This is a genomic window from Hymenobacter negativus, from assembly GCF_017571495.1.
Classification (GTDB): Bacteria; Bacteroidota; Bacteroidia; order Cytophagales; family Hymenobacteraceae; genus Hymenobacter; species Hymenobacter negativus.
Genome location: NZ_JAGETZ010000009.1, coordinates 246,496 through 266,268, shown reverse-complemented (window position 1 = coordinate 266,268; position 19,773 = coordinate 246,496). Strand labels below are relative to the sequence as shown.

The following is a 19,773-nucleotide window of genomic DNA, read 5'->3' as shown; positions in this document are numbered from 1 at the left end:
TCTACTCCGGTTTTATCAGGCTCTCCGCCTTGGCAATGGCCGCTTTGAGTCCGTCCACGTTCTTGCCCCCGGCCGTAGCGAAGAACGGCTGCCCACCGCCGCCGCCCTGAATTTCCTTGGCCAGCTCGCGTACCAGCGTGGTGGCGTTGAGCTTGCCGGCTTTGGCAGTTTCATCGTCCAAAATGACGGCCAGCTGGGGCTTGCCATCAACCTGGGCACCCAGCACCAGCACCAGCGGCGCGGGCGCGGCCTGCCGCACTTCAAAAGCCAGCGTTTTCAGCGAATCGGCGGAACCAGCGTGCACGGCGGCGGCCAGGAAATGCAGGCCGTTGGGCAGTTGCTTAATTTGGGTGAGCAGCGACCGGCGCTGAGCGGCCAGCTGCTGCTGCGTGAGCTGGTCCAACTGCTTGCGCAGGCTGGCCATTTCATCACCTTGCTTTTCGAGCACAATGAGGAGGTGTTGCGGGTTGCCGAGGGTTTCGCGCACCTGAGCCAGCAAGTCGAGCTGCTGGTCAACGTAAGCTTCGGCGGCGCCGGCCGTTACGGCTTCGATGCGGCGCACGCCAGCTCCCACGGCACTCTCAGTCGTGATTTTGAAGTAGCCGATGCTGCCGGTGTTGGCGACGTGCAGGCCACCGCATAGCTCCACCGAGTAGTCCTTATCGAAGGTGATGACGCGCACGAAGTCGCCGTATTTCTCGCCGAACAGGGCCATTGCGCCCAGGTTTTTGGCCTCGGCAATGGGCACGTTGCGGCGCTCGTCGAGCGGGATTTGCTGGCGGATGCGCTCGTTCACGATGGTTTCGATTTCGCGCAGTTGCTCATCGGTCACCTTGGTGAAGTGCGAAAAATCGAAGCGCAATACCTTCTCATTTACCAGCGAGCCTTTTTGCTGCACGTGGCCGCCCAGCACCTGGCGTAGCGCGGCTTGCAGCAAGTGCGTGGCCGTGTGGTTGTTCTTGATGAGGCCGCGGCGGGCAACATCGGGCCGGGCCAGGAACTCGGCTTCCAAGTCTTGGGGCAAATCTAGGGTGGTGTGGATGATGAGGTCGTTTTCCTTCTTCGTGTCAATCACACGCACCTTGCTTAGCGGCGATTCCAGGTAGCCGGTGTCGCCAATCTGGCCGCCGCTTTCGGCGTAGAACGGGGTTTGGTCGAACACCAACTGGTACTCAGTTTTGCCCTTTTTGTCGACTTTACGGTAGCGCAGCAGACGGGCCGTGGCCTCGTCCTGGTCGTAGCCCACAAATACGTTCGGGGCATCTGTCTCGGTCACCGTCACCCAGTCGCTTTTCTCGGTTTCGGCATCGCCGCGCGACCCATCTTTCTGCTTCTTCAGCCAGAAGTTGAATTCATCCTCCCACTTCTCAGTAAGTTGGGCGCGGTCCGCATTCTCTCGCATAATCAGCTGCGTCAGGTCTTTCGGAAAACCGTATCGGTCGCTTAGAATAAACACCTTTTCACCGTCAAGCACAGCCCGCTCGCCCGAAGCTGTCGCTATCCACGAGTCAAGGATATTTAGACCAGTTTCCAGCGTTTTCAGGAAGGAAATTTCCTCCTCTTCTACCACGCGCTGCACGAAAGCCGTTTGGGCTTTCAGCTCGGGGAAGATGCCAGCCATCTGGTCGGCCAGCACGGGCACCAGCTTATAAAGGAAGGGCTGCTTCTGGTTCAGGCTCGAAAACGCGTAGCGTACGGCCCGGCGCAGAATGCGGCGGATGACGTAGCCGGCCTTCACGTTGCTGGGCAGCTGGCCGTCGGCAATGGTGAAGGCGATGGTGCGGATGTGGTCGGCAATGACCCGGATGGCGATGTCCGTTTTCTCGTTTTCGGTGGCCGGCTGGTCGTTCACCGTGGCGGGCGCGGTGCCGTGGTATTCCAAGCCCACTTCCTTGGCAATGAACTGGATGAGGGGCTGAAACACATCGGTGTCGTAGTTCGACTTCACGCCCGACACGGCCATCATCAGGCGCTCGAAGCCCATGCCGGTGTCCACGCTCTGCTCAGGCAGCTTGATGAGGGACTTGTCGGCCAGGCGCTGGAACTCCATGAACACGTTGTTCCAGATTTCCACCACCTGCGGGTGGTCGGCGTTCACCAGCTCGCGGCCGGGCTTGGCGGCGCGCTCCTCCTCGGAGCGCAGGTCGATGTGGATTTCGGTGCAGGGCCCGCAGGGGCCGGTATCGCCCATCTCCCAGAAGTTATCCTTCTTGTTGCCGGGCAGAATGCGGTCGTCGGTGGTGTATTGGCGCCACAGGTCCTGGGTTTCGGTGTCGGCGGCGGTGCCATCCTTCTCGTCGCCCTCGAAATAAGTGACGTAGAGCCGGTCTTTTTCCAGCTTGAACACGTCGGTCAACAGCTCCCAGGCCCAGGCAATGGCGTCCTTCTTGAAGTAGTCGCCAAACGACCAGTTGCCGAGCATCTCGAACATGGTGTGGTGGTAGGTGTCGTAGCCTACTTCTTCCAGGTCGTTGTGCTTGCCGCTCACACGCAGGCACTTCTGGGTATCGGCGATGCGCTTGTAGGGCGCAGGCTTATTGCCCAGGAAATAGTCTTTGAACGGGGCCATGCCGCTGTTGATAAACAGCAGCGTGGGGTCGTCCTTCACCACAATCGGGGCCGAGGGCACGATGTGGTGGCCTTTGCTGGCGAAGAAATCAAGAAACTGCTGGCGAACAGCGGAAGCGGTGGGGAGTGACATGGGAATGCAAGGGAAAGCTGGTCCAAATCCGGCAAGAAATCGGTTTTGCCACGGGCTCAGTGCCGCAAAGGTAACAACGGGCCCTCCTGCCCCGGTTGTCTGGCTGCCCGTATCTTGCGCCCCCTTCCAAGGTGTGGTGCATGCCGCGCATTTTGCTGTCCCTTTTATGTCGTTTCGTTTGAATTCGCTGCACCGCTTGGGTGGCATCGGCCTGCTGGTGCTGGCTGGCCTGAATAGCATTGCGGCCACGCCACCCGCGCCGCGCAAGGCCAAGCTGGGCAAAGTCCTCGGCGCCGACATTTCCTTTCTGCCCCAGCTCGAAGCGCGCGGCGTTAAATTCTCGGACAAAGGCGTGCAAAAAGACGCCATCCAGATTCTCAAGGACCATCACTTCAACTACATCCGCCTGCGGATTTTCAATAACCCGGCGGCCGACAGCGGCTACTCGCCTGGCAAGGGCTTTTGCGACTTACCGCATACCCTGGCCATGGCCAAGCGCGTGAAGCAGGCGGGCCTGAAGCTGCTCCTCGACTTTCACTACTCCGACACCTGGGCCGACCCGCAGAAGCAGTTCAAGCCGCTTGCGTGGCAAGACCTGCACGGCACCGCCCTGACCCAGGCCGTGCACGACTACACCAAAGAAGTATTGCAGGCCCTGAATGCCCAGGGCACCCCGCCCGATATGGTGCAGGTGGGCAACGAAATCAACCATGGCATGATTTGGCCGGACGGCGACGTGCAAAAATCCGACAGCCTTGCCCGCTTCGATGTCCTGGCCGACCTGGCTAAGGCCGGAGCCCGCGCCGTGCGCGAAACCACGCCTACTGCGCTGGTCATGATGCACATTGCCCTGGGCGGCCAGAACGTACATTCCACGCTCTGGCTCGACCGCATGATTGCGCGCAAAGTTGAATTTGATGTGATTGGCGAGTCGTACTACCCAAAGTGGCACGGCACCATTCCAGACCTGAAGAACAATCTGACGGCGCTGGCCAAAAAGTATCCGCAGGATATTGTGCTGGTCGAATATTCGGAGCGCAAGCGCGAGGTCAACGACATTGCCTTCAACCTGCCGGGCGGCAAAGGCAAGGGCAGCTTTATCTGGGAGCCGCTCAACACCTGGGAATCCATTTTCGACAAACAAGGCCAGGCAAACGACTTGTTGTTAATTTACGACGAAATCAGCCGGAAATACCGGGTTGACTAACCCGCCGCCGGCCCTTAGCACCATGCCCTACAAAGAGCGCAGCATCGAAAAACAATACTTCACCATTGGCGAAGTGGCCGCCCAGTTCAAGGTGGCCGAGTCGCTGGTGCGCTTCTGGGAAACGGAGTTTGAGGAGCTGCGCCCGCGCCGCAGCAAGAAGGGCAACCGCCTCTACACCCCTCAAGACATCGAAGTGTTCCGCACCATCTACCACCTGGTGAAGGAGCGTGGCTACACCATCCCCGGCGCCCGCGACATGCTCAAGCAAAAGGGTCCGCAGCTCAAGGAGAAGATTGACGTGGTGCAGAGCCTGGAGAAGGTTCGGGCGTTTCTGGTGAGCCTCAAGAAGGAAGTGGAGGCAGCAGGGAAGGCGGACCCGGATATAGCCGAGTAGCGCCTGAACAGCAGCATAAGCGTTGGCTTGTGATGAGTGCAACGATGTGCTGTTGCGCCACTACTTCAAAATCAACTCCATTTATCTTCCGGAAGCAGAACTCGTTGCGCTTGTCGCAAGCGAAAGCTTACGCTACCTTTTACTCCGGCGCAAGCCAAAGCTTACGGTACATGTCCAGCGACACCCTCTTCCACGAGCTTGCGCTCACTCTTCTACCCGGCATTGGCCCACAGCTCACACGGCAGTTGATGAGCTACGGCGGCTCGGCCAAAAACGTACTGATGATGCCGTCCGGCAAGCTGCGCCGCATTCCCGGCGTGGGCGACGCCACGGTTAAAATCCTAACTGGCACGGAGCGTGAAAAAGCCTTTCGCAAAGCAGAAGCTGACTTAAAAAAGGCCGAAAAGGACGGTGTGGAAATCATTTTCTACACCAGCAAACGCTTCCCAAGCCGTCTTAAGCTGATTCCCGATGCGCCCGCCATTCTATATTACCAAGGCACGGCCGACTTAAATACCCTCAAAACGGTGGCCCTCGTGGGCACCCGCAAAGCCACGGAGTACGGCCGCGAGCAAACCGAGCGCATCGTGCAAGGCCTGGTGCCGCACCGGCCGCTGGTGGTGAGCGGCCTGGCCTACGGCATCGACATTATGGCCCATCGCGCCGCCCTGCAGGAGGGCCTGGAAACCGTGGGCGTGATGGCCACCGGGCTGGATAGAATTTATCCGCATACCCACCAGAAGACGGCTGAAAAGATGCGCGAGCAAGGCGGCCTGCTCACCGAATTCCCCTTCGGCACGCCGCCCGACCGCTATAACTTCCCCGCCCGCAACCGCATCATTGCCGGCCTTTCGGACGGTACAGTGGTAGTGGAAGCGGCCATAAAGGGCGGGGCCCTGATAACCGCCGAACTGGCCCTGAGCTACGACCGCGACGTGCTGGCTGTGCCCGGCAATGTGGGCTCGCTGGCCTCAGAAGGCTGCAATGCGCTCATCAAAAGCAACAAGGCCGCCATGTACACCGAGCCGCTGGACCTGGAGCAGCTGCTGAACTGGGACGCGGCCCTGCATCAATCGGGGAAGTTCAAACCAGTTCCCTCCTACTCGGCTGATGATTTTACGGCTGAGGAATTTGCCATCATCACCGTGCTGGCCGCCGCAACCGGCCGGGAACTGCAAATGGATGACATTGCCTGGAAAGCGCAAATTGCCATCTATGCGGTGGCTTCGCTGCTGCTGGGGCTGGAGTTCCGGGGCGTGGTGCGGACAATGCCGGGCAAGAAGTTTGCGTTGGTGTAAGAATCTACTTATCAGTTGCTTTTATGTTATTCTCTTTTCCAAATTCATGAAGAAAAGATTACTCCTTTTTACGGCGCTTTGCCTGGGTTTTGCCGACAGGCTGCCGCTTGCTGCTCAGAGCCTATCGGCCACTTTTGCTGCGCCGAGAATGTATGCGCCCGGCACGGTCTACTCAGCGCTGGAACAGCCCGATGGCAAAATTGTCACAACCGGCATATACACCCGTGTTAATGGAACCAGCGCCTCGGGCATTAGTCGTTTCAATACCAACGGCACGCTGGATGCGGCTTTTCAGCAGAACGTCGGTGCCGCCCCGGTGACCTACCGCGTCCGCTTATTGAGCAACGGGCAATTTATGCTGGGCTATTCTCCCAGTGCCCCTTTCACCGTAGGCGGAATTACCCGTCAATCGCTGTTGCGGCTCAATGCCAATGGTACCGGCGATGCATCGTTCAACATTGGCACCGGACCGAGCTATAATGGCGTAACCAGCTACATCGATGATTACCTACCCCTATCCAACGGGCAGCTTATCGCAGTAGGCGGATTCGACCAATTTAATGGCGCGGCCGTACCCGGCGGCATTGTTCGGCTCACAGCGACTGGCGCTGTAGACCCAACTTTTAACAGTGGCGGGCTGGGTGTTAACCTTTACGATGATATACTAAGCATTGTGGCCTTGCCCAACGGGCAGTACCTTATTGGGGGTTATATTACTTCTTACAACGGTGTGCCCTGCAACGGCTTGGCCCGCATAAACTCCGACGGTTCGCTCGACCAGACGTTCACACCTGCCCTAACAGCTGGCAGCGATGCCGACAATATTGTGGTGCAGCCCGACGGCAAAATCCTGATAAGCGGAGGCCTGTTTTTTAATTCAACGGGGCCGCAGGGGCAGGGCATTGCCCGCCTGCTGTCCAATGGCGCCCTCGACCCCAACTTCACGCCCCCGGCTGCGCTCACGTCCTACAGCGTGTATTCTTACTCGGGCGACGCCATGCAGCTGCAACCCGATGGGAAAGTGCTGTTCATCAACGACCCGCTCTATAACGGCACCAGCTTGCCGGGTGTGAACCGCTTGAATGCAGATGGGACGCTGGACACCTCGTTTCAGGTAGGTACCGGGCCTAATATCCGCCCCAACGCGCTGACGCTGCTGGCCAGCGGCCAAGTTCTGGTTGCAGGCACCTTCGGTAGTTTCACGGGCACCCTTGACCGGGGGTTAATCGAACTAACGAGTTCCGGTGTTATCAACCCGGCGTTTCAACCCACCATCCAAACCGATGGCACGGCGACAGCCATGGTACGCCAGCCTGATGGGAAATTGTTGGTGGGTGGAAATTTTTCGGAGATTAATGCCCAGCCGGTGCGGCGCCTTGCCCGCTTCAACACCGATGGCACTGTTGACGCCTCCTTTTCGCCAAACGTAGGCCTCGATTTGGGGGTGGTCGATGTAGCCTTGCAGCCAGATGGTCGCATCCTTACCGCTACCCCGGCAGCTGTGAATCGTTTCCTATCGAACGGCAGCCCCGATAATAGCCTGAATGCCCCCAGCTTTCTCGCCAGCAACGTAGCGCGCCTGCTCCTCCAGCCCGACGGACGCATCCTGGTAGGCAGCCTCAACGTGGCGCTGGCCGGCAACGTGACGAATGCGCTGGTGCGCCTCCTTGCCGATGGCACGCGGGATGCGTCATTCACGCCTGCTACCACTGGTCCCCGCCTCACGGCTTTCCAGACGATGGCCCTGCAACCCGATGGCAAGATTCTGGTGGCTGGCACGGGCATTCCAGTAGGTAGCACCAATTCCAGCCGCGGGGTACTACGGCTGGAAAGTAACGGCGCCACGGACGCGTCTTTTCTAAGCGGTGCCTTCACGAACTCCGGCACCACCCGCCTGCAGGCACTCGCGCTCCAGCCCGATGGCAAACTCCTGGTAGGCGGGGCCTTTTTAGCCATTGGAGGGACAGCCCGTACCAACGTGGCACGGCTGACTGCTACTGGCGCAGTTGATGCCAGCTTTGTGCCCCCTACCATTACTGGCACCGTGAACACACTGGCGCTTCAGCCCAATAACCGGGTGTTGATGGGCGGCCTTTTTACAAGCCCAAGCATCCCCTCAAACCTCGCACGGCTGCAATCAGACGGACAAGCGGATGCCTCATATGGCGCCTCTGCTACGCCCAATGGGGCGGTGCGAGCCTTGCTTATTCAGCCCGATGGCAACATCATGGCGGGCGGCAGCTTCACTGCTATTGCTGGTCAGCCTATTTTCGGCGTAGCCCGCATCACGGCGAGCAATGTGCTGCATGTAGCCGCGCCACAAGCCGTTGCCGACCGCACCGAGGCCTGGCCCATCCCCACGCATACCATCCTCACCGTGGCTCCCGACGCCAGCGCCCACCCACAATCCCTCGACCTGCTCGACGGGTTGGGCCGCACCCTCCGCCACCAGGTGCTGAGTGGCAGCCAGCCTGCTACCTTGTCAGTAGATGCTTTACCCGTTGGCATCTACCTCCTGCGCGTGAACTACGCCGAGGGCACCGTGCTGCGCCGCGTACAGGTGCAATAAGCGGTTGGCGCAGACGAAAGAGACAAATAGGTAACCTATTCACGCATAGCCTGCTCTTTTCTTATTAATAAAGATTAATAAAGAGGCCCTTCATCAGCACGAAGGGCCTCTTTTTATCTTCAACATGGCTTCCTAATTTTTGGCTTTACCCAGGTGATTAACTTAATACAGGCAATACCGAGCCAACTCAATACATTAACCTAATCTAAGCTCACCGGTAATCGTGTTTTTTGTAGCCTGAACAAGGGGCTATAACGCGTAGGACGGCTGGAAGCGTAAGCGTGGCCGGTTGGAGCTCCGAAGTGTGGTGCGGGCAATGCCGAGCAAGAAGTTTGCGTTGATGTAAGGAAGTCAGATGGGCTATTTTTTGACTAACATGAAAATAAATAACCGATTTCTGACGGTCTGCTTCGTAGCTATTCTTAGTGGGGCAGGCGTGTTTCTGCATCGGGGGCAAGCGCAGAATGCTGTCATTTTGGAAAAGATAGTGGCGTTGGAAGCTCGCCTAGCAGCCAACAACCAGCAGGGAGCTCGAGAAATGGCCAATACTGTATATGGAATTAGCGTGGCAGTATCTAAGAACCAAAATCAGGTCCGGGATGTGGTGGTGCTGAAAGAAAGCCAACAGATTTTGAGCCGTGCCAAGTATATTGTAGACACGCTGCACCTGTTTCAACAAGCGCTACGGGCGGCGGCACATGAAACCTCCGCTGGCGCGTTGCATCGCCCCGACGTCGCCACTCAACCCGGCCAAATCACGGAGGAGCAGCTCACCCGACAGCTAGACCAGTACACTGCTTTCATTCGGATTTTTATACCCGAAGTGCCTGCTCTTACGCAAGCTGGTCCCGAAGAAACGACATGGTTTTATGCTGAACACGCGCCCATAGCGTCAGCCCTGGCCAGCCTCACGCGCCTCGAAGCGCAAGTGCGCCACCAAACGGCAGAGGCTCTAAATCGTCAGGCGCAAAAAGTAGGCAGCGGCTGCTGCATGTGCTTCGATAAAATAGGTGCTATAGCAGTAGCCGCTTCAAATACCGTGGCACCGGGGGGCAACTATAAAGCGCAGCTATTTTTAACTCAGGCCGCTTCAAGTCTCCGTCCCATAATGAGTGCTGAGGGAAAAGCCATTGCGGTACAGCCCAATGGCTGGGGACTGGTCGAAATTCAGGTGCCGCCGCTACAGCCCAACCAGCCCGATACCGTACGCGCCCACTGGCGAGGCCTTATCCAGGTCAGGACAAGCACATCGGATACTACATTTCAAGTAAATGTCCCTTACTCTATTGTTAAGCAGCCGGCCCGATGAAACGTCTTCCCACTTTAGTGCTGGTGGTACTGGTTGCTGCCAGCGCTATGGCGTATGCTTTCTATCGTCAGCACCAAGCGCAAACGCAGCTTAACGGGCAGCTATACTACCTCAACCAACTCTTGGCTACGGACAATGAAGATGCCCACCGGCGAACAGAAGGCAATGTGAAAGGAATTGAGGAAGCGGTAGTAAAAAATCAGAATCAGCCGAAGGAAGTCTCGATTTTAGCAGCAGCCCGAAAACTGCATGACAATGCCGATTCGATGGCTCTAACGCTACGCGACCTGACCAACGAATTGCGGCATCCGACTGGCACCAAGGCTGAAGCAAACCCTACGCTGGCTCATTTGGGTGAAATTGGTGCATCCGAAAAGCTATTAGGGTCGACGAGGGCTGCTCAACAGGGCATGCACCAACAGATTACTAATTATCGCTCGGTCCTTCAGGCCCTCAACCCAACTGGCAAGGCCAAACTATCCGAGCCACAATTCACTGGACTGTCGACAGTGGCAGCACTAGCAAACCTTTCCCAGTTGGAAAGTGAGGTGCGAACTGCTGAATTGAATACGTTGCAGTATCTTCTTTCTAGAGTGGGCGCCAAACAACTCCGCTCGCATCTGGTAGCGCTGTACTCCGCTGAATCAGGCGTTGTGGCTCCTGGCGAAATCTACCGGGCTCACCTATTTTTGGGAAGTATTCTAGACCTACGCTACGTCCCCATGCAAATGCGCTGCAATGGCCAGCCCGTAGCCGTTGATTCCAGCAATGTTGGGCAAGTGCGTTTTCGGGCACCTTTAAAATCCGGGCCGGCTGCCTGGACGGGCACAATCCGCTTTAATGCCAGCGGCCGCGATACCACTTTTCAGGTGCATGTCCCCTATCGCGTGGCCCAGCGCTAGCTTTGGCTCATGCTTTTGCTAAATAACGAATTACTGCCCGCCGTCGCCCTGGTCCTGCCCAACCGCGGCCTGGCTTTCGGAGATGGCTTCTTTGAAACTCTGATTTTCGCCAGCGGCCGCCTGCGCCTTGTGGCCGACCACTACGCCCGTATGCAGCAGGCGGCCGCCGCGCTCTACCTCACGCTGCCCGCCGCCCTAGCCACTGCCGAAGCATTAGAAACTACCCTAGCCCGTCTGGCCCAAGCCAACCATCTAACTCCCTCCCGGTTGCGCCTGCAGCTCTGGCGCGCCGGCGGCGGCCGCTACACGCCCACCACCGACGCCGCCGAATGGCTGGCCACCGCCGAAGCCTTTGTATCCGATGAAACGCCCGTCAGCAAGGCTGATTTTGCCCTGGAAACGCACTCTATACACTCCCCGCTCAGCTTTTGTAAGGGCCCACAGGCGTGGCTCTATGTGCGGGCAGCGCATGAGCGGCAGCAGCGCGGCCTCGCTGAGATTATTCTCTGCGATGTGGCGGGACACGTGGCAGAGGCGGGTGCCGCCGCCATTTTCTGGATAAAAGATGACGTGTTATTTACGCCGTCATTGGCAAGTGGCTGCGTGGCGGGGGTACGCCGGGCGCAGGTGCTACGGGCGGCGCAGACGGCCGGTACGGAGTGCCGGGAGGGGCTATTTTCGCAGCAGGATTTACTGGCAGCCGATGCGGTGTTCACGGCGAATGTAGCGGCTATCAAAGTCGTTCATCGGGTTCAGTCCGTTTCCTTCCGGCCGCAATTGCCAAACTGGCTAGCAGCTATTGCATGAAGTAGCTCATTTGGATGATTATGGTGTCGGGCAGCCCGGCTTTGGGTTCAAATCGCAGCGCCCCGACAACCCGAGCTGCCTCTGCATCGAAAGCGTTGAGTATTGCGTGAGAAGCCGTCGTCGTGAGGTTACGCTTTACCACTTCGACTTTAATCGGCAAGCCTTCAGCCGAAAGTATGGCCCTTACAAATAGACGCCCTTCCACCTGCTCGCGCAACGCCTCGACCGGGAATTTCATGAAATGCTGAAGGGCTTGCAGATACTGGATATAGCCCGTTTGCCAGGCCACTGAATCGGCGCTATGCCAGAAACGGGGCACGATAGCAGGAATTGCCGCCGGTTTTGCCCTTCCTTTCTTTGGCAATGCGCGCGTTTGCAAATGCACCCGCATACCCGGTGCGGCATACACTTCCCCCGAGCCTTGCGCCTTCGCGGCGGTGCTCCACGCCAAACAGATAAGGAACGGTATTTTCATCAGCGAAGAGCACTCTGGTGGGGTCACGGCCCACACCAAACGCTCATTGCGCGATAAAGCGTATGGGCACCACCAGGGAATCCTGCACGGATTTGGACCGCACAAAGCGCAACGCGCCCAGCACCCGCTGCGCCTCCGCATCGAGGGCCCGAATGGCGGCCGGCGGGTAGCTGCTTTCGGGCAAGGCCAACTCGCGCTTGCTGACGCGGGGCGGCTGGCGCACGGAGCCATCTGGCCGTACCAGCACGCGCACCAACAGGCGGCCGGTGGGCATGGGTATTTCCGGGTGGCCGGGCGTGGGGCGGGCTCCTTCCGGAAATGTAGAATTTTTTGATACAAACTCGAAAAACTGCGTGCGGCCCGCTGCCAGCCGGGTGGGGTCGGCTTCGTGCCAGAAGCGCGGCAGAATGGGCGACTGCAGTTTCGCGGGCGCTTTGGCTATGGGTAGCAGGCCCTGGGGCAGCATCGGGAAGCCCGGCGCGGCGTATTGCGCACGGGCCGGCCCACTGACCAGCAATACGCAACCCAACCAAACCAACCCGAAGGTGCCTATTCTCATGCTGCCCCTTATACGGCTACCGGCACTGTAATAGCTGACAAGTAGCTCGGTCTTATGGCCGCTTTTTGGCAGTCAAAATCAACCGCTTGAAGGTCAAGGCTGCCTATCCATTGGCGGCCAATGCTTCGGCGTTTCAGGTCAGCCACAATCGCCCCAACGAATAGAGCATCACAGCCATTCCGCTACCCGCTAGCGCAATCAGGCCGGTAGCAATGGCGCACTCGACATCCAGTGCCGCTTCGGCCCAGCCAAAACGATGCAAGCCGCTGCGGCCATGTTGTTCCCAAAGGTTTAGGAAGCTAACCCGCCCCCGTTCACGAATCCAGAGCCGCACCCAGCCCGTGAGCAGCATGAGCGGGTATAGCAACAACAGCGTGCCCGTGCGGAGTAGCCACCACACCGCTCCAAACAGAAAGTTCAGAATGGGCCCAATAATGAATTCCGCCAGCAGCTCGGCCAGAAAATCTCCCATGATGCCGCCAAGTTACACCGCCACTGGCGCTTTAATAGCAGGCCAGGGCTCGTAGTTCACCAGTTCAAAATCCTCGTACCGAAACCCGAAAATATCCGTCACGGCGGGGTTTATTTGCATCTGGGGCAGCGGCTTGGGCTCGCGGGTGAGCTGGAGCGCGGCCTGCTCGAGGTGGTTGCTGTAGAGGTGGGTGTCGCCGCCGGTCCAGATAAACTCGCCGGGTTGCAGGCCCGTTACCTGGGCCACCATGAGGGTGAGCAGGGCGTAGCTGGCAATGTTGAAGGGCACCCCCAGAAACACGTCGGCCGAACGCTGGTAGAGCTGGCAGGAGAGCTTGCCATCGGCCACGTAGAACTGAAACAAGGCGTGGCAGGGCTGCAATTTCATCTCGGGCAGTTCGGCCACGTTCCAGGCCGAAACGAGGATGCGCCGGGAATCAGGCTGGGTTTTGAGCTGCTGGATAATCTGCGAAATCTGGTCGATGTGGCCGCCGTGGCCGTCGGGCCAGGAGCGCCACTGGTGGCCGTAGACGGGGCCCAGGTCGCCGTTGGCATCAGCCCACTCGTCCCAGATTTTCACGCCGTGCTCCTTGAGGTAGGCAATGTTGGTATCGCCCTGCAAAAACCACAGAAGCTCGTGGATAATGCTCTTCAAATGCACCTTTTTGGTGGTCACGAGCGGGAATCCCTCCGCCAGATTGAACCGCATCTGTGGGCCGAAAATGGACACGGTGCCCGTGCCGGTGCGGTCGGTTTTGACGGTGCCGGTGTCGAGGATTTGGCGGAGCAGGGCTTGGTATTGGCGCATGGGGTGGAGCGTAACGGAAGCATCAAAAATAGCGAAAGCTGCCCGCTTGGGCAGCTTTCGCTATTCACGTGGCGGGCAACCGGTGAGCTAAACAGCTACTTTGGCTTCATGTTTCTGCACAGCCGCACGAATGCGGGAAGCCATGCCGTACAAGTCATCAAGAGAAGTAATATCTACTCGTTCACCACCTTCCACATCGAAGAGTGTTACGTATTTCTTGCTGCCATTGAAGTGCAGCCGGCAGATGGGCTTGCGATTATTGTCGTCCAACAAAATGCCGCAATACGAGTGCACGTCCCGCATCACGACCCGATTTACCGGAACGGACTTGCGCAAAATAGCCCGCACAATCATGAAGCCCTCGGTTTCCTCTACAGTCGTTTCAATGTCTTTATCCCTGCTTTCCGTGTCTGATGCAGCTGCTGTTTCGGCTATTGGCGCGGGTGGCACATCGCTGACCAACAGGCTTTGGCCACTGGTATCAATCATAGCCGACCGCAGGCGCATGGCAATTTTATCATTCAGAAACTGGTGAAACGAGCGGTGCACCAGGATGCTGAACTGCTCTTTCAGCTTTGGGGTCAGGACGCCCTCATAAACTTGTTTCGAAATGAAATTGATAAAGTCAGCCGAAGGCTGAGTGAATTGCTCGTCAAAATATTTCTTGAAAGCGCGCATGTATTTGAGGTTATATGCTGCAAAAAGCATGTCCTCAATATTGAATGCTGCCTTGCTCAGTTTCTTAATCTCGGCTACATCGTTTTCGTTAAAACTGGCGAGGTCAAACTCTAGAAAAGGGCGCTCATCCATCTTATTCGGCTGTTCCAAATCGGTGAACAACCGATATACCAAGCCATTTGTCAGCACTGCAATTCGAGCTTCGGTAACGTGGAAGTATCGAAACAGCTGGCTGGCATGGTTGATATTCAAGTCGCTGCCAACGTGCTTGCACTCTATCAGAATAATTGGCTTACCATCGCGCATGATGGCATAGTCAATCTTCTCACCCTTCTTCGTACCAATGTCGCAAATAAACTCAGGCACTACCTCCGTTGGGTCAAATACATTATAGCCTAAGGCATTGATAAACGGCATCACCAAAGCTGTTTTGGTTGCTTCTTCCGTTTGAATGTGCGCAATCTGTTTCTGCGCTCGCGACGCCAGATTGGAAAGTTGGTCAATGAGCTCCATAAGCCTTTATTTTTTAGTTATATTAATAAGTAAACATATGAATTTATAGTAAATAAAAAAGCCGCTTCAGAAATGAAACGGCTTTTTTATTTCTCAACGGTGGCCGAAGCCGGCCGGAACTACAGTTTTACCGCAACGGCGGGCTTGGCGGCGGGCTTCACGCTGGCGGTTTTGCCACCTTTCATGCAGCACGACGAGCCGCCGGCGGTGGCTTTGGTGCAGGTTTCTTTCTTGCCTTTTTTACCGTCTTTGTCGTGGCCGTCGTGGGCGAAAGCGGTGGTACCGGCGAAGGCAAACAGGGCGATGGCGAGCAGGGTCTTTTTCATGGGATGAGCTATAAAAGGCGGTGAGGGGTTAAACTGTTGCCGTAGCAGCCCCCTAAGATACATCGGCGGGCCACTTTTTTACCAGGCACCGTAGCTTATTGCAGCTTTTGCTCCAGCAGCTTGATGATTTCTGCGTTGCCGCCCTCCTTGGCCAGGGCCAGGGCGTCTTTGCCGTCGTCGTCTTTGGCGCGGGCATCGGCGCCGCTGGCCAGTAGCAGCGCCACCATTTCCTTGTTGCCTTTGCCGGCGGCGGCCATCAGCGCCGTGGCTTTGAAGGCATCGGGCTGGTTGACCTGGGCCTTGTGTTTAAGCAGCAGCTTTACCAGGTCGAGGCTGTTGTTGGAAGCGGCCGTGATGAGGTAGGTGGTGGCGAATCCGGGCACGATTTCAACCACGGCGTTGGGGTTGGCGCCGGCCGCCAGCAGGGTTTCCGCTGCCGGAGCGTCGTTTTTCAGGATGGCCTTCTTCATGCCCTGGGTCTGCGCCGGGGTTTGCGCGTGGGTATTCAGCACGAGGCAATAGAGAGCCGCCGCAAGGAATAGAATTCTCTTCATAGAAATAAACGCACTGGCTTTAAGGGGGAATAAACCACAAAGATGGGCCAACTGAGGGAAGCTTTTGCATGGTTAAAACACTTGCTACAATAAGTCAAAGCGTGTGTATGAAAAGTAATATTGTGAGGGCACGATGTAGCGCGGCCTGGGTAGTACGCGGCCCCGACGGGAAACCGAACGACCTTAATGGCGCGGGGACGCGAACCAATCAGTCCGCGCTACATCGCCGAAACAATTGCGAAAAACGGGGCGTTGCAGGTAGGCACGGCTCCCCTTCGGTGTTGGAGAAAGCCTGAATGCCTCCGAACCGCGCCGCTCTTCTTTGCCTATGCCCCTTCGCCGAATTTCCTATCTGGCCCTGCTCGTGCTCGGCCTGCTGTCTGCGCTCAGTGCCTACTATGTGGCTCAGCTGCGCTTCAACTACAATTTCAACGACTTCTACCCCGCCGGCGACCCCGACCTGGACTACTACCAGGGCTACACCCGCCGCTTCGGCAACGACAACGACTACCTACTACTGGGTCTGGAAGCGCCCGCCGGCCAAACGGTGTTTGCGCCCGGCTTCCTGGCCCGCGTCGATTCCCTCACCCGTCTGGTCCGGCGCGAGCGGCACGTAGTGGCCGTCACTTCCCCCACCACCGTCAGCAACCCCGTGGTGGAGGGCCTGGGCTTCTTCAACCTGCCCTACCTGCACCCCGACGAGCCCGCCCGGCGCGCCCAGGACTCTACGCTAATTTACCGCACGCCAGGCCTCGTGGGCAACGTGTTCAGCCCCGATGCACGGGCCGTCACATTAGTGATTCAAACCACGCCCGACCTCAAAAAACCGCCCGGCGACTCGCTGCTGACCACTTTGCGCAGCGGGCTGGCCCAACTACATTTTCCGGAGAAGGACTACCACTTTGCGGGTCGCGCCGTGGCGCAGTCCGTATTTGTGGACCGGTTGCAGTGGGAGTTGGCCGTGTTCATGAGCCTGTCGGTGCTGCTCGTGACGGGGCTGTTGTGGTTCACGTTTCGGACCTGGTGGGGCGTGGTACTGCCGTTGGTGGTAGTGCTGGGGGCCATTTTGTGGGGGCTGGGCGTGATGGGGGCCTGCGGCGTGAGCATCGACCTGATGACGGCCCTGCTACCGGTGATGATGTTCGTGGTGGGCACTTCGGATACCGTGCACATCATCACGCGCTACGTGGCCGAGCTGGGCTATGGGGCCAGCAAGCGCGACGCGCTACGGGTCACGCTTAAGGAGTCGGGGTTTGGGTCTGGGCTCTCAGCGCTGACCACTAGCCTGGGCTTTTTCACGCTGATGACGAGCACCATCCGGCCCATTTACAACTTCGGGCTTTTCACCGGTATTGCGGTGCTGCTGGCCTTCGTGCTCAGCTTCACGCTGCTGCCGGCGCTGCTGTTGCTCCTCAAGAAACCGCAGCTGCGGGTGCCGCGCCAGCAGGGTCACAGCTGGGACGGCGTGCTAGGCCGCCTGTTTCGGCAGGTGCTGGCCCGGCGGCGCCTGATTTTTCTGGTGAGCGGACTGGTAATTGCGGCGTCCATCGGGCTGGCTACGCGGGTCCGCATCAACTCCGCCTTGCTCGATGACCTTTCCAAAAACGACCCTGTGCGGCTTGATTTCGCCTTTTTCGAGCAGAAGTTTGCCGGCGTTCGGCCTTTCGAGCTAGAGCTGAAACCGGCCGGGGGCCGCGACATCTACGACCTGGCCGTGCTGCGCCAAACTGAGCAGATTGAAGGCTACCTGCAGCGCACCTACGGCCTGCGCTTCGCTGCCTCACCGGTTACGCTGGTGAAGTCGGTGCGCAAGGCCCTCAACGGCGGCGGCCTGGCCGAGTATCGCCTTCCCGCTGATTCTACAGAGCTGGCCCGCCTGCGCAGCAAGCTCAAGCTGTTCCGGAAAAAGCCCGAATTCAGCGCCCTGGCTTTGCCCGACGGCACGGCCGGCCGCCTCACCGGCCGCATGGCCGACGTGGGCAGCATCCGCGCCGATGCCCTCAACGACGACCTGCGCCGCTACCTGCGCACCAGCATCGACTCTACGGTGCTGCGCACCCGCCTCACCGGCTCCAGCAACCTGATTGACAAGAACAACGAGAACCTCACGCTGAACATGATAACCGGCATGAGCATCGACATTGTGATGGTGACCATCATCGTGCTGGCCCTTTTCCGGTCCTTGCGCATGACGGTGGTGGTGCTCATTCCCAACCTCGTGCCCATCCTCATCGTGGCCGGCGTGATGGGCTTGGCCGGCGTGAGCATGAAGGTGAGCACCAGCATCATTTTCACCATCGCCTTCGGCATCGCCGTCGACGACACCATTCACTTCATCAGCAAGCTGCGCCTGACATTGGCCCATGAGCCCAACCTCTTCAAAGCCGTGCGCCACACCTATCTCCTGGCCGGCAAAGCCGTCATCGTCACCTCGCTTATCCTGGTGGGCGGCTTCTCCACGCTGCTCTTTTCCTCCTTCGACGGGACGTTCTACGTGGGCCTGCTCATCGGACTCACGCTGCTCTTCGGCGTGGTAGCCGAGCTAACGCTGCTGCCGCTGCTGATACTGTTTTTCTACAAGCACAAGCCGAAGGCTATTCTGGAGCCACAAACAGAATCAGTACCCTAACGCTTTTCGCTCTTCAAACCATTTATATAGCCCTTCATCACCGAAATCTCCGCCGCTCTCTGCATAGCGAATGATGAATTCAAGTATTGAATCTGTTAGAACAATGATTGGTTCGGTGCCATGATTTTGATTAATAATTTCATAAGCATCAGCAATTTCAGGCTTTAGCCGAACCATCCATACATCACTGTAAATCATGTATTCAGCGAAAGTAAACGCGGAGCCTTTTACTCCATTATTATACTCCTCCAATTCCCGAATGGCCTCTTCAAGTGGAATTACTCTAAAAAGTACATCATCTGTTTCAAAGCCATTGCACTGTCTATAGAAGCTTTGAAGCTCATCTGGCAGAGTTATTTCAAAGGTCTTTTCAAACGCTGCAATTACGTCTGTGGTAGCCGGGGGATTTAATTGTATACCTAGTAAAGTTTGCCGCCCCAGAGCCTTTTGGATTAAAGTGTCAAAATTCATTTCTTCAGCCCTGATTTTAAATAGATAAGCATAGACTTAACTCAGGCTGCTTCCTCCATTCGATACATTACATCCGAGCGCAGCACGTATTTCACGCCCTGCGTCACCTCGCTGCCTTCGTGGTAGAGGCTGTGCAGGAAGATGAGCGCCATGCCCTGCCGCGGCTGGATGCGCAGCCCGCGAAACGTGGTGTCACCGCCCTGGAAGTTGTCGTTCAGGTACACCATGAAGGTGAAGTAGCTGGCCTCACGCTCGTTGCGAATGTAACTTTCGTCGAAATGGCCCTTGAACTGGTGCCCGCGCTGGTAGCGGTAGAACCGGAACAATTCGTTGAGGCCGATGGGGTGGCTGTTGCCTAACTGCGCGGGCACGAAGGGCTGGAGCTTCTCCCACAGCGTTTGGGCCAGTTCTTCGCTTTTGTGAAACGCCCGGTTGTTGTTGCGAATATCGGTGCGCACCTTGGCCCCACTGGCCGTATTCACCTTGGCCAGCTCATACCCGATTTTTTCGCTGAGCACGAGGTTTTCCAAGCATTCCTGCCGGGTCAGAAAATCCTCAACCGTGAAAATAGAATCCGTTATCTGGGTAAATTTCATGCCGCAAGGTAATGATTGACAATGCCTGCGGGAAAAGGTGGCCCGTTTTTACTCCGGGCTGGGTTTTCCCACAGGCACTAAGCCACCGTTACCACAAAATCCGGCCGTATACCAGGGTGGGCAATGCCATTCCCCTGGTACCCAAGGCGCTATTCGCGCTGCCTGTGCACTGCTAGTAAAAATCGAACCCCAGCACGGCCCGGAGGGGAATGCTGTTACCCGATTTCAGGGTAAGGTGCTCAGATGAGTTTGCCCATACGGTCGTATAAACGCGATGAGTGCTCCCATCGGCCGTTTTGAAATAGATGTCGAGCTTGCCGTGGTAGTTATTGCCTAGGGCCGTTGCCCGGTCCGCGTCGCGCTGCCGAACAAGACGCTCGGCTGAAGAATCGAGTACGTCACAGGTGGAGAAACTCAGGGCGGGCAACACCTCTTTTTCGATGGTATTAGTCAGTTCAAGTTGGGCAGTTGTCATGGTGTAAAATTGAACTATGTAAAGAATAAAG

19 protein-coding genes are annotated in these 19,773 nt (G+C 57.4%); 8 read left to right on the top strand and 11 right to left on the bottom strand.

Annotated features, from left to right (window positions below; all coding sequences use genetic code 11):
• Nucleotide 1 precedes the first annotated feature (1 nt).
• Nucleotides 2-2,701 (bottom strand): alanine--tRNA ligase, encoded by a 2,700-nt coding sequence (gene alaS, locus J4E00_RS18990; RefSeq protein WP_208176838.1) that lies wholly within the window; start codon nt 2,699-2,701, stop codon nt 2-4.
• 166 nt (nt 2,702-2,867) lie between these two features.
• Between alaS and J4E00_RS18985 the strand changes: the two genes are divergently transcribed.
• From J4E00_RS18985 to J4E00_RS18955, 7 genes are all read left to right on the top strand, one after another.
• Nucleotides 2,868-3,908 (top strand): arabinogalactan endo-beta-1,4-galactanase, encoded by a 1,041-nt coding sequence (locus J4E00_RS18985; RefSeq protein ID WP_208176837.1) that lies wholly within the window; start codon nt 2,868-2,870, stop codon nt 3,906-3,908.
• Between the two features lie 22 nt (nt 3,909-3,930).
• Nucleotides 3,931-4,302, top strand: a complete 372-nt coding sequence (locus J4E00_RS18980) for a MerR family transcriptional regulator (protein ID WP_208176836.1) — start codon at nt 3,931-3,933, stop codon at nt 4,300-4,302.
• A 170-nt stretch (nt 4,303-4,472) separates the two neighbouring features.
• Nucleotides 4,473-5,600, top strand: coding sequence for a DNA-processing protein DprA (gene dprA, locus J4E00_RS18975; RefSeq protein ID WP_208176835.1), 1,128 nt, complete (start codon nt 4,473-4,475; stop codon nt 5,598-5,600).
• Between the two features lie 46 nt (nt 5,601-5,646).
• Nucleotides 5,647-8,169 (top strand): hypothetical protein, encoded by a 2,523-nt coding sequence (locus tag J4E00_RS18970; protein ID WP_208176834.1) that lies wholly within the window; start codon nt 5,647-5,649, stop codon nt 8,167-8,169.
• Nucleotides 8,170-8,524: 355 nt separating this feature from the next.
• Nucleotides 8,525-9,478, top strand: coding sequence for a hypothetical protein (locus J4E00_RS18965; protein ID WP_208176833.1), 954 nt, complete (start codon nt 8,525-8,527; stop codon nt 9,476-9,478).
• Nucleotides 9,475-10,380 carry a hypothetical protein gene (locus J4E00_RS18960; protein ID WP_208176832.1) on the top strand — a complete coding sequence of 302 codons (906 nt, stop codon included), beginning with the start codon at nt 9,475-9,477 and terminating at the stop codon, nt 10,378-10,380. Before J4E00_RS18965 ends, J4E00_RS18960 begins: the two co-directional genes overlap by 4 nt.
• A 9-nt stretch (nt 10,381-10,389) precedes the next feature.
• Nucleotides 10,390-11,187: an aminotransferase class IV gene (locus J4E00_RS18955; RefSeq protein ID WP_208176831.1), complete on the top strand. Its 798-nt coding sequence runs from the start codon at nt 10,390-10,392 to the stop codon at nt 11,185-11,187.
• Here the strand turns inward: J4E00_RS18955 and J4E00_RS18950 are convergent.
• From J4E00_RS18950 to J4E00_RS18920, 7 genes are all read right to left on the bottom strand, one after another.
• On the bottom strand, nt 11,177-11,662 hold the full coding sequence (locus J4E00_RS18950) for a hypothetical protein (protein ID WP_208176830.1): 486 nt from the start codon (nt 11,660-11,662) through the stop codon (nt 11,177-11,179). The two genes, J4E00_RS18955 and J4E00_RS18950, sit on opposite strands and share 11 nt — an antisense overlap.
• 43 nt (nt 11,663-11,705) lie before the next feature.
• The gene (locus tag J4E00_RS18945) at nt 11,706-12,221 is read right to left on the bottom strand and encodes a hypothetical protein (protein ID WP_208176829.1); all 516 of its coding nucleotides are present in this window, start codon (nt 12,219-12,221) and stop codon (nt 11,706-11,708) included.
• Nucleotides 12,222-12,354: 133 nt separating this feature from the next.
• Nucleotides 12,355-12,693, bottom strand: coding sequence for a hypothetical protein (locus J4E00_RS18940; protein ID WP_208176828.1), 339 nt, complete (start codon nt 12,691-12,693; stop codon nt 12,355-12,357).
• A 12-nt stretch (nt 12,694-12,705) separates the two neighbouring features.
• On the bottom strand, nt 12,706-13,500 hold the full coding sequence (locus tag J4E00_RS18935) for a thymidylate synthase (protein WP_208176827.1): 795 nt from the start codon (nt 13,498-13,500) through the stop codon (nt 12,706-12,708).
• Nucleotides 13,501-13,587: 87 nt separating this feature from the next.
• Nucleotides 13,588-14,691: a type I restriction endonuclease gene (locus tag J4E00_RS18930; protein WP_208176826.1), complete on the bottom strand. Its 1,104-nt coding sequence runs from the start codon at nt 14,689-14,691 to the stop codon at nt 13,588-13,590.
• Between the two features lie 119 nt (nt 14,692-14,810).
• Entirely contained in the window at nt 14,811-15,017 is a 207-nt protein-coding gene (locus J4E00_RS18925) for a hypothetical protein (protein ID WP_208176825.1), read from the bottom strand.
• Between the two features lie 95 nt (nt 15,018-15,112).
• Complete coding sequence (locus tag J4E00_RS18920; protein ID WP_208176824.1) at nt 15,113-15,571, bottom strand: ankyrin repeat domain-containing protein; 459 nt, start codon at nt 15,569-15,571, stop codon at nt 15,113-15,115.
• Between the two features lie 328 nt (nt 15,572-15,899).
• On the opposite strand from J4E00_RS18920, the gene J4E00_RS18915 reads away from it, so the two are divergent.
• Complete coding sequence (locus tag J4E00_RS18915; protein ID WP_208176823.1) at nt 15,900-18,200, top strand: efflux RND transporter permease subunit; 2,301 nt, start codon at nt 15,900-15,902, stop codon at nt 18,198-18,200.
• Here J4E00_RS18915 and J4E00_RS18910 read toward each other — a convergent pair.
• From J4E00_RS18910 to J4E00_RS18900, 3 genes are all read right to left on the bottom strand, one after another.
• The gene (locus tag J4E00_RS18910; protein ID WP_208176822.1) at nt 18,189-18,671 is read right to left on the bottom strand and encodes an SMI1/KNR4 family protein; all 483 of its coding nucleotides are present in this window, start codon (nt 18,669-18,671) and stop codon (nt 18,189-18,191) included. The two genes, J4E00_RS18915 and J4E00_RS18910, sit on opposite strands and share 12 nt — an antisense overlap.
• A 41-nt stretch (nt 18,672-18,712) precedes the next feature.
• Nucleotides 18,713-19,267 carry a prolyl hydroxylase family protein gene (locus J4E00_RS18905; protein WP_208176821.1) on the bottom strand — a complete coding sequence of 185 codons (555 nt, stop codon included), beginning with the start codon at nt 19,265-19,267 and terminating at the stop codon, nt 18,713-18,715.
• A 172-nt stretch (nt 19,268-19,439) separates the two neighbouring features.
• Nucleotides 19,440-19,742, bottom strand: a complete 303-nt coding sequence (locus tag J4E00_RS18900) for a hypothetical protein (protein WP_208176820.1) — start codon at nt 19,740-19,742, stop codon at nt 19,440-19,442.
• Nucleotides 19,743-19,773 lie beyond the last annotated feature (31 nt).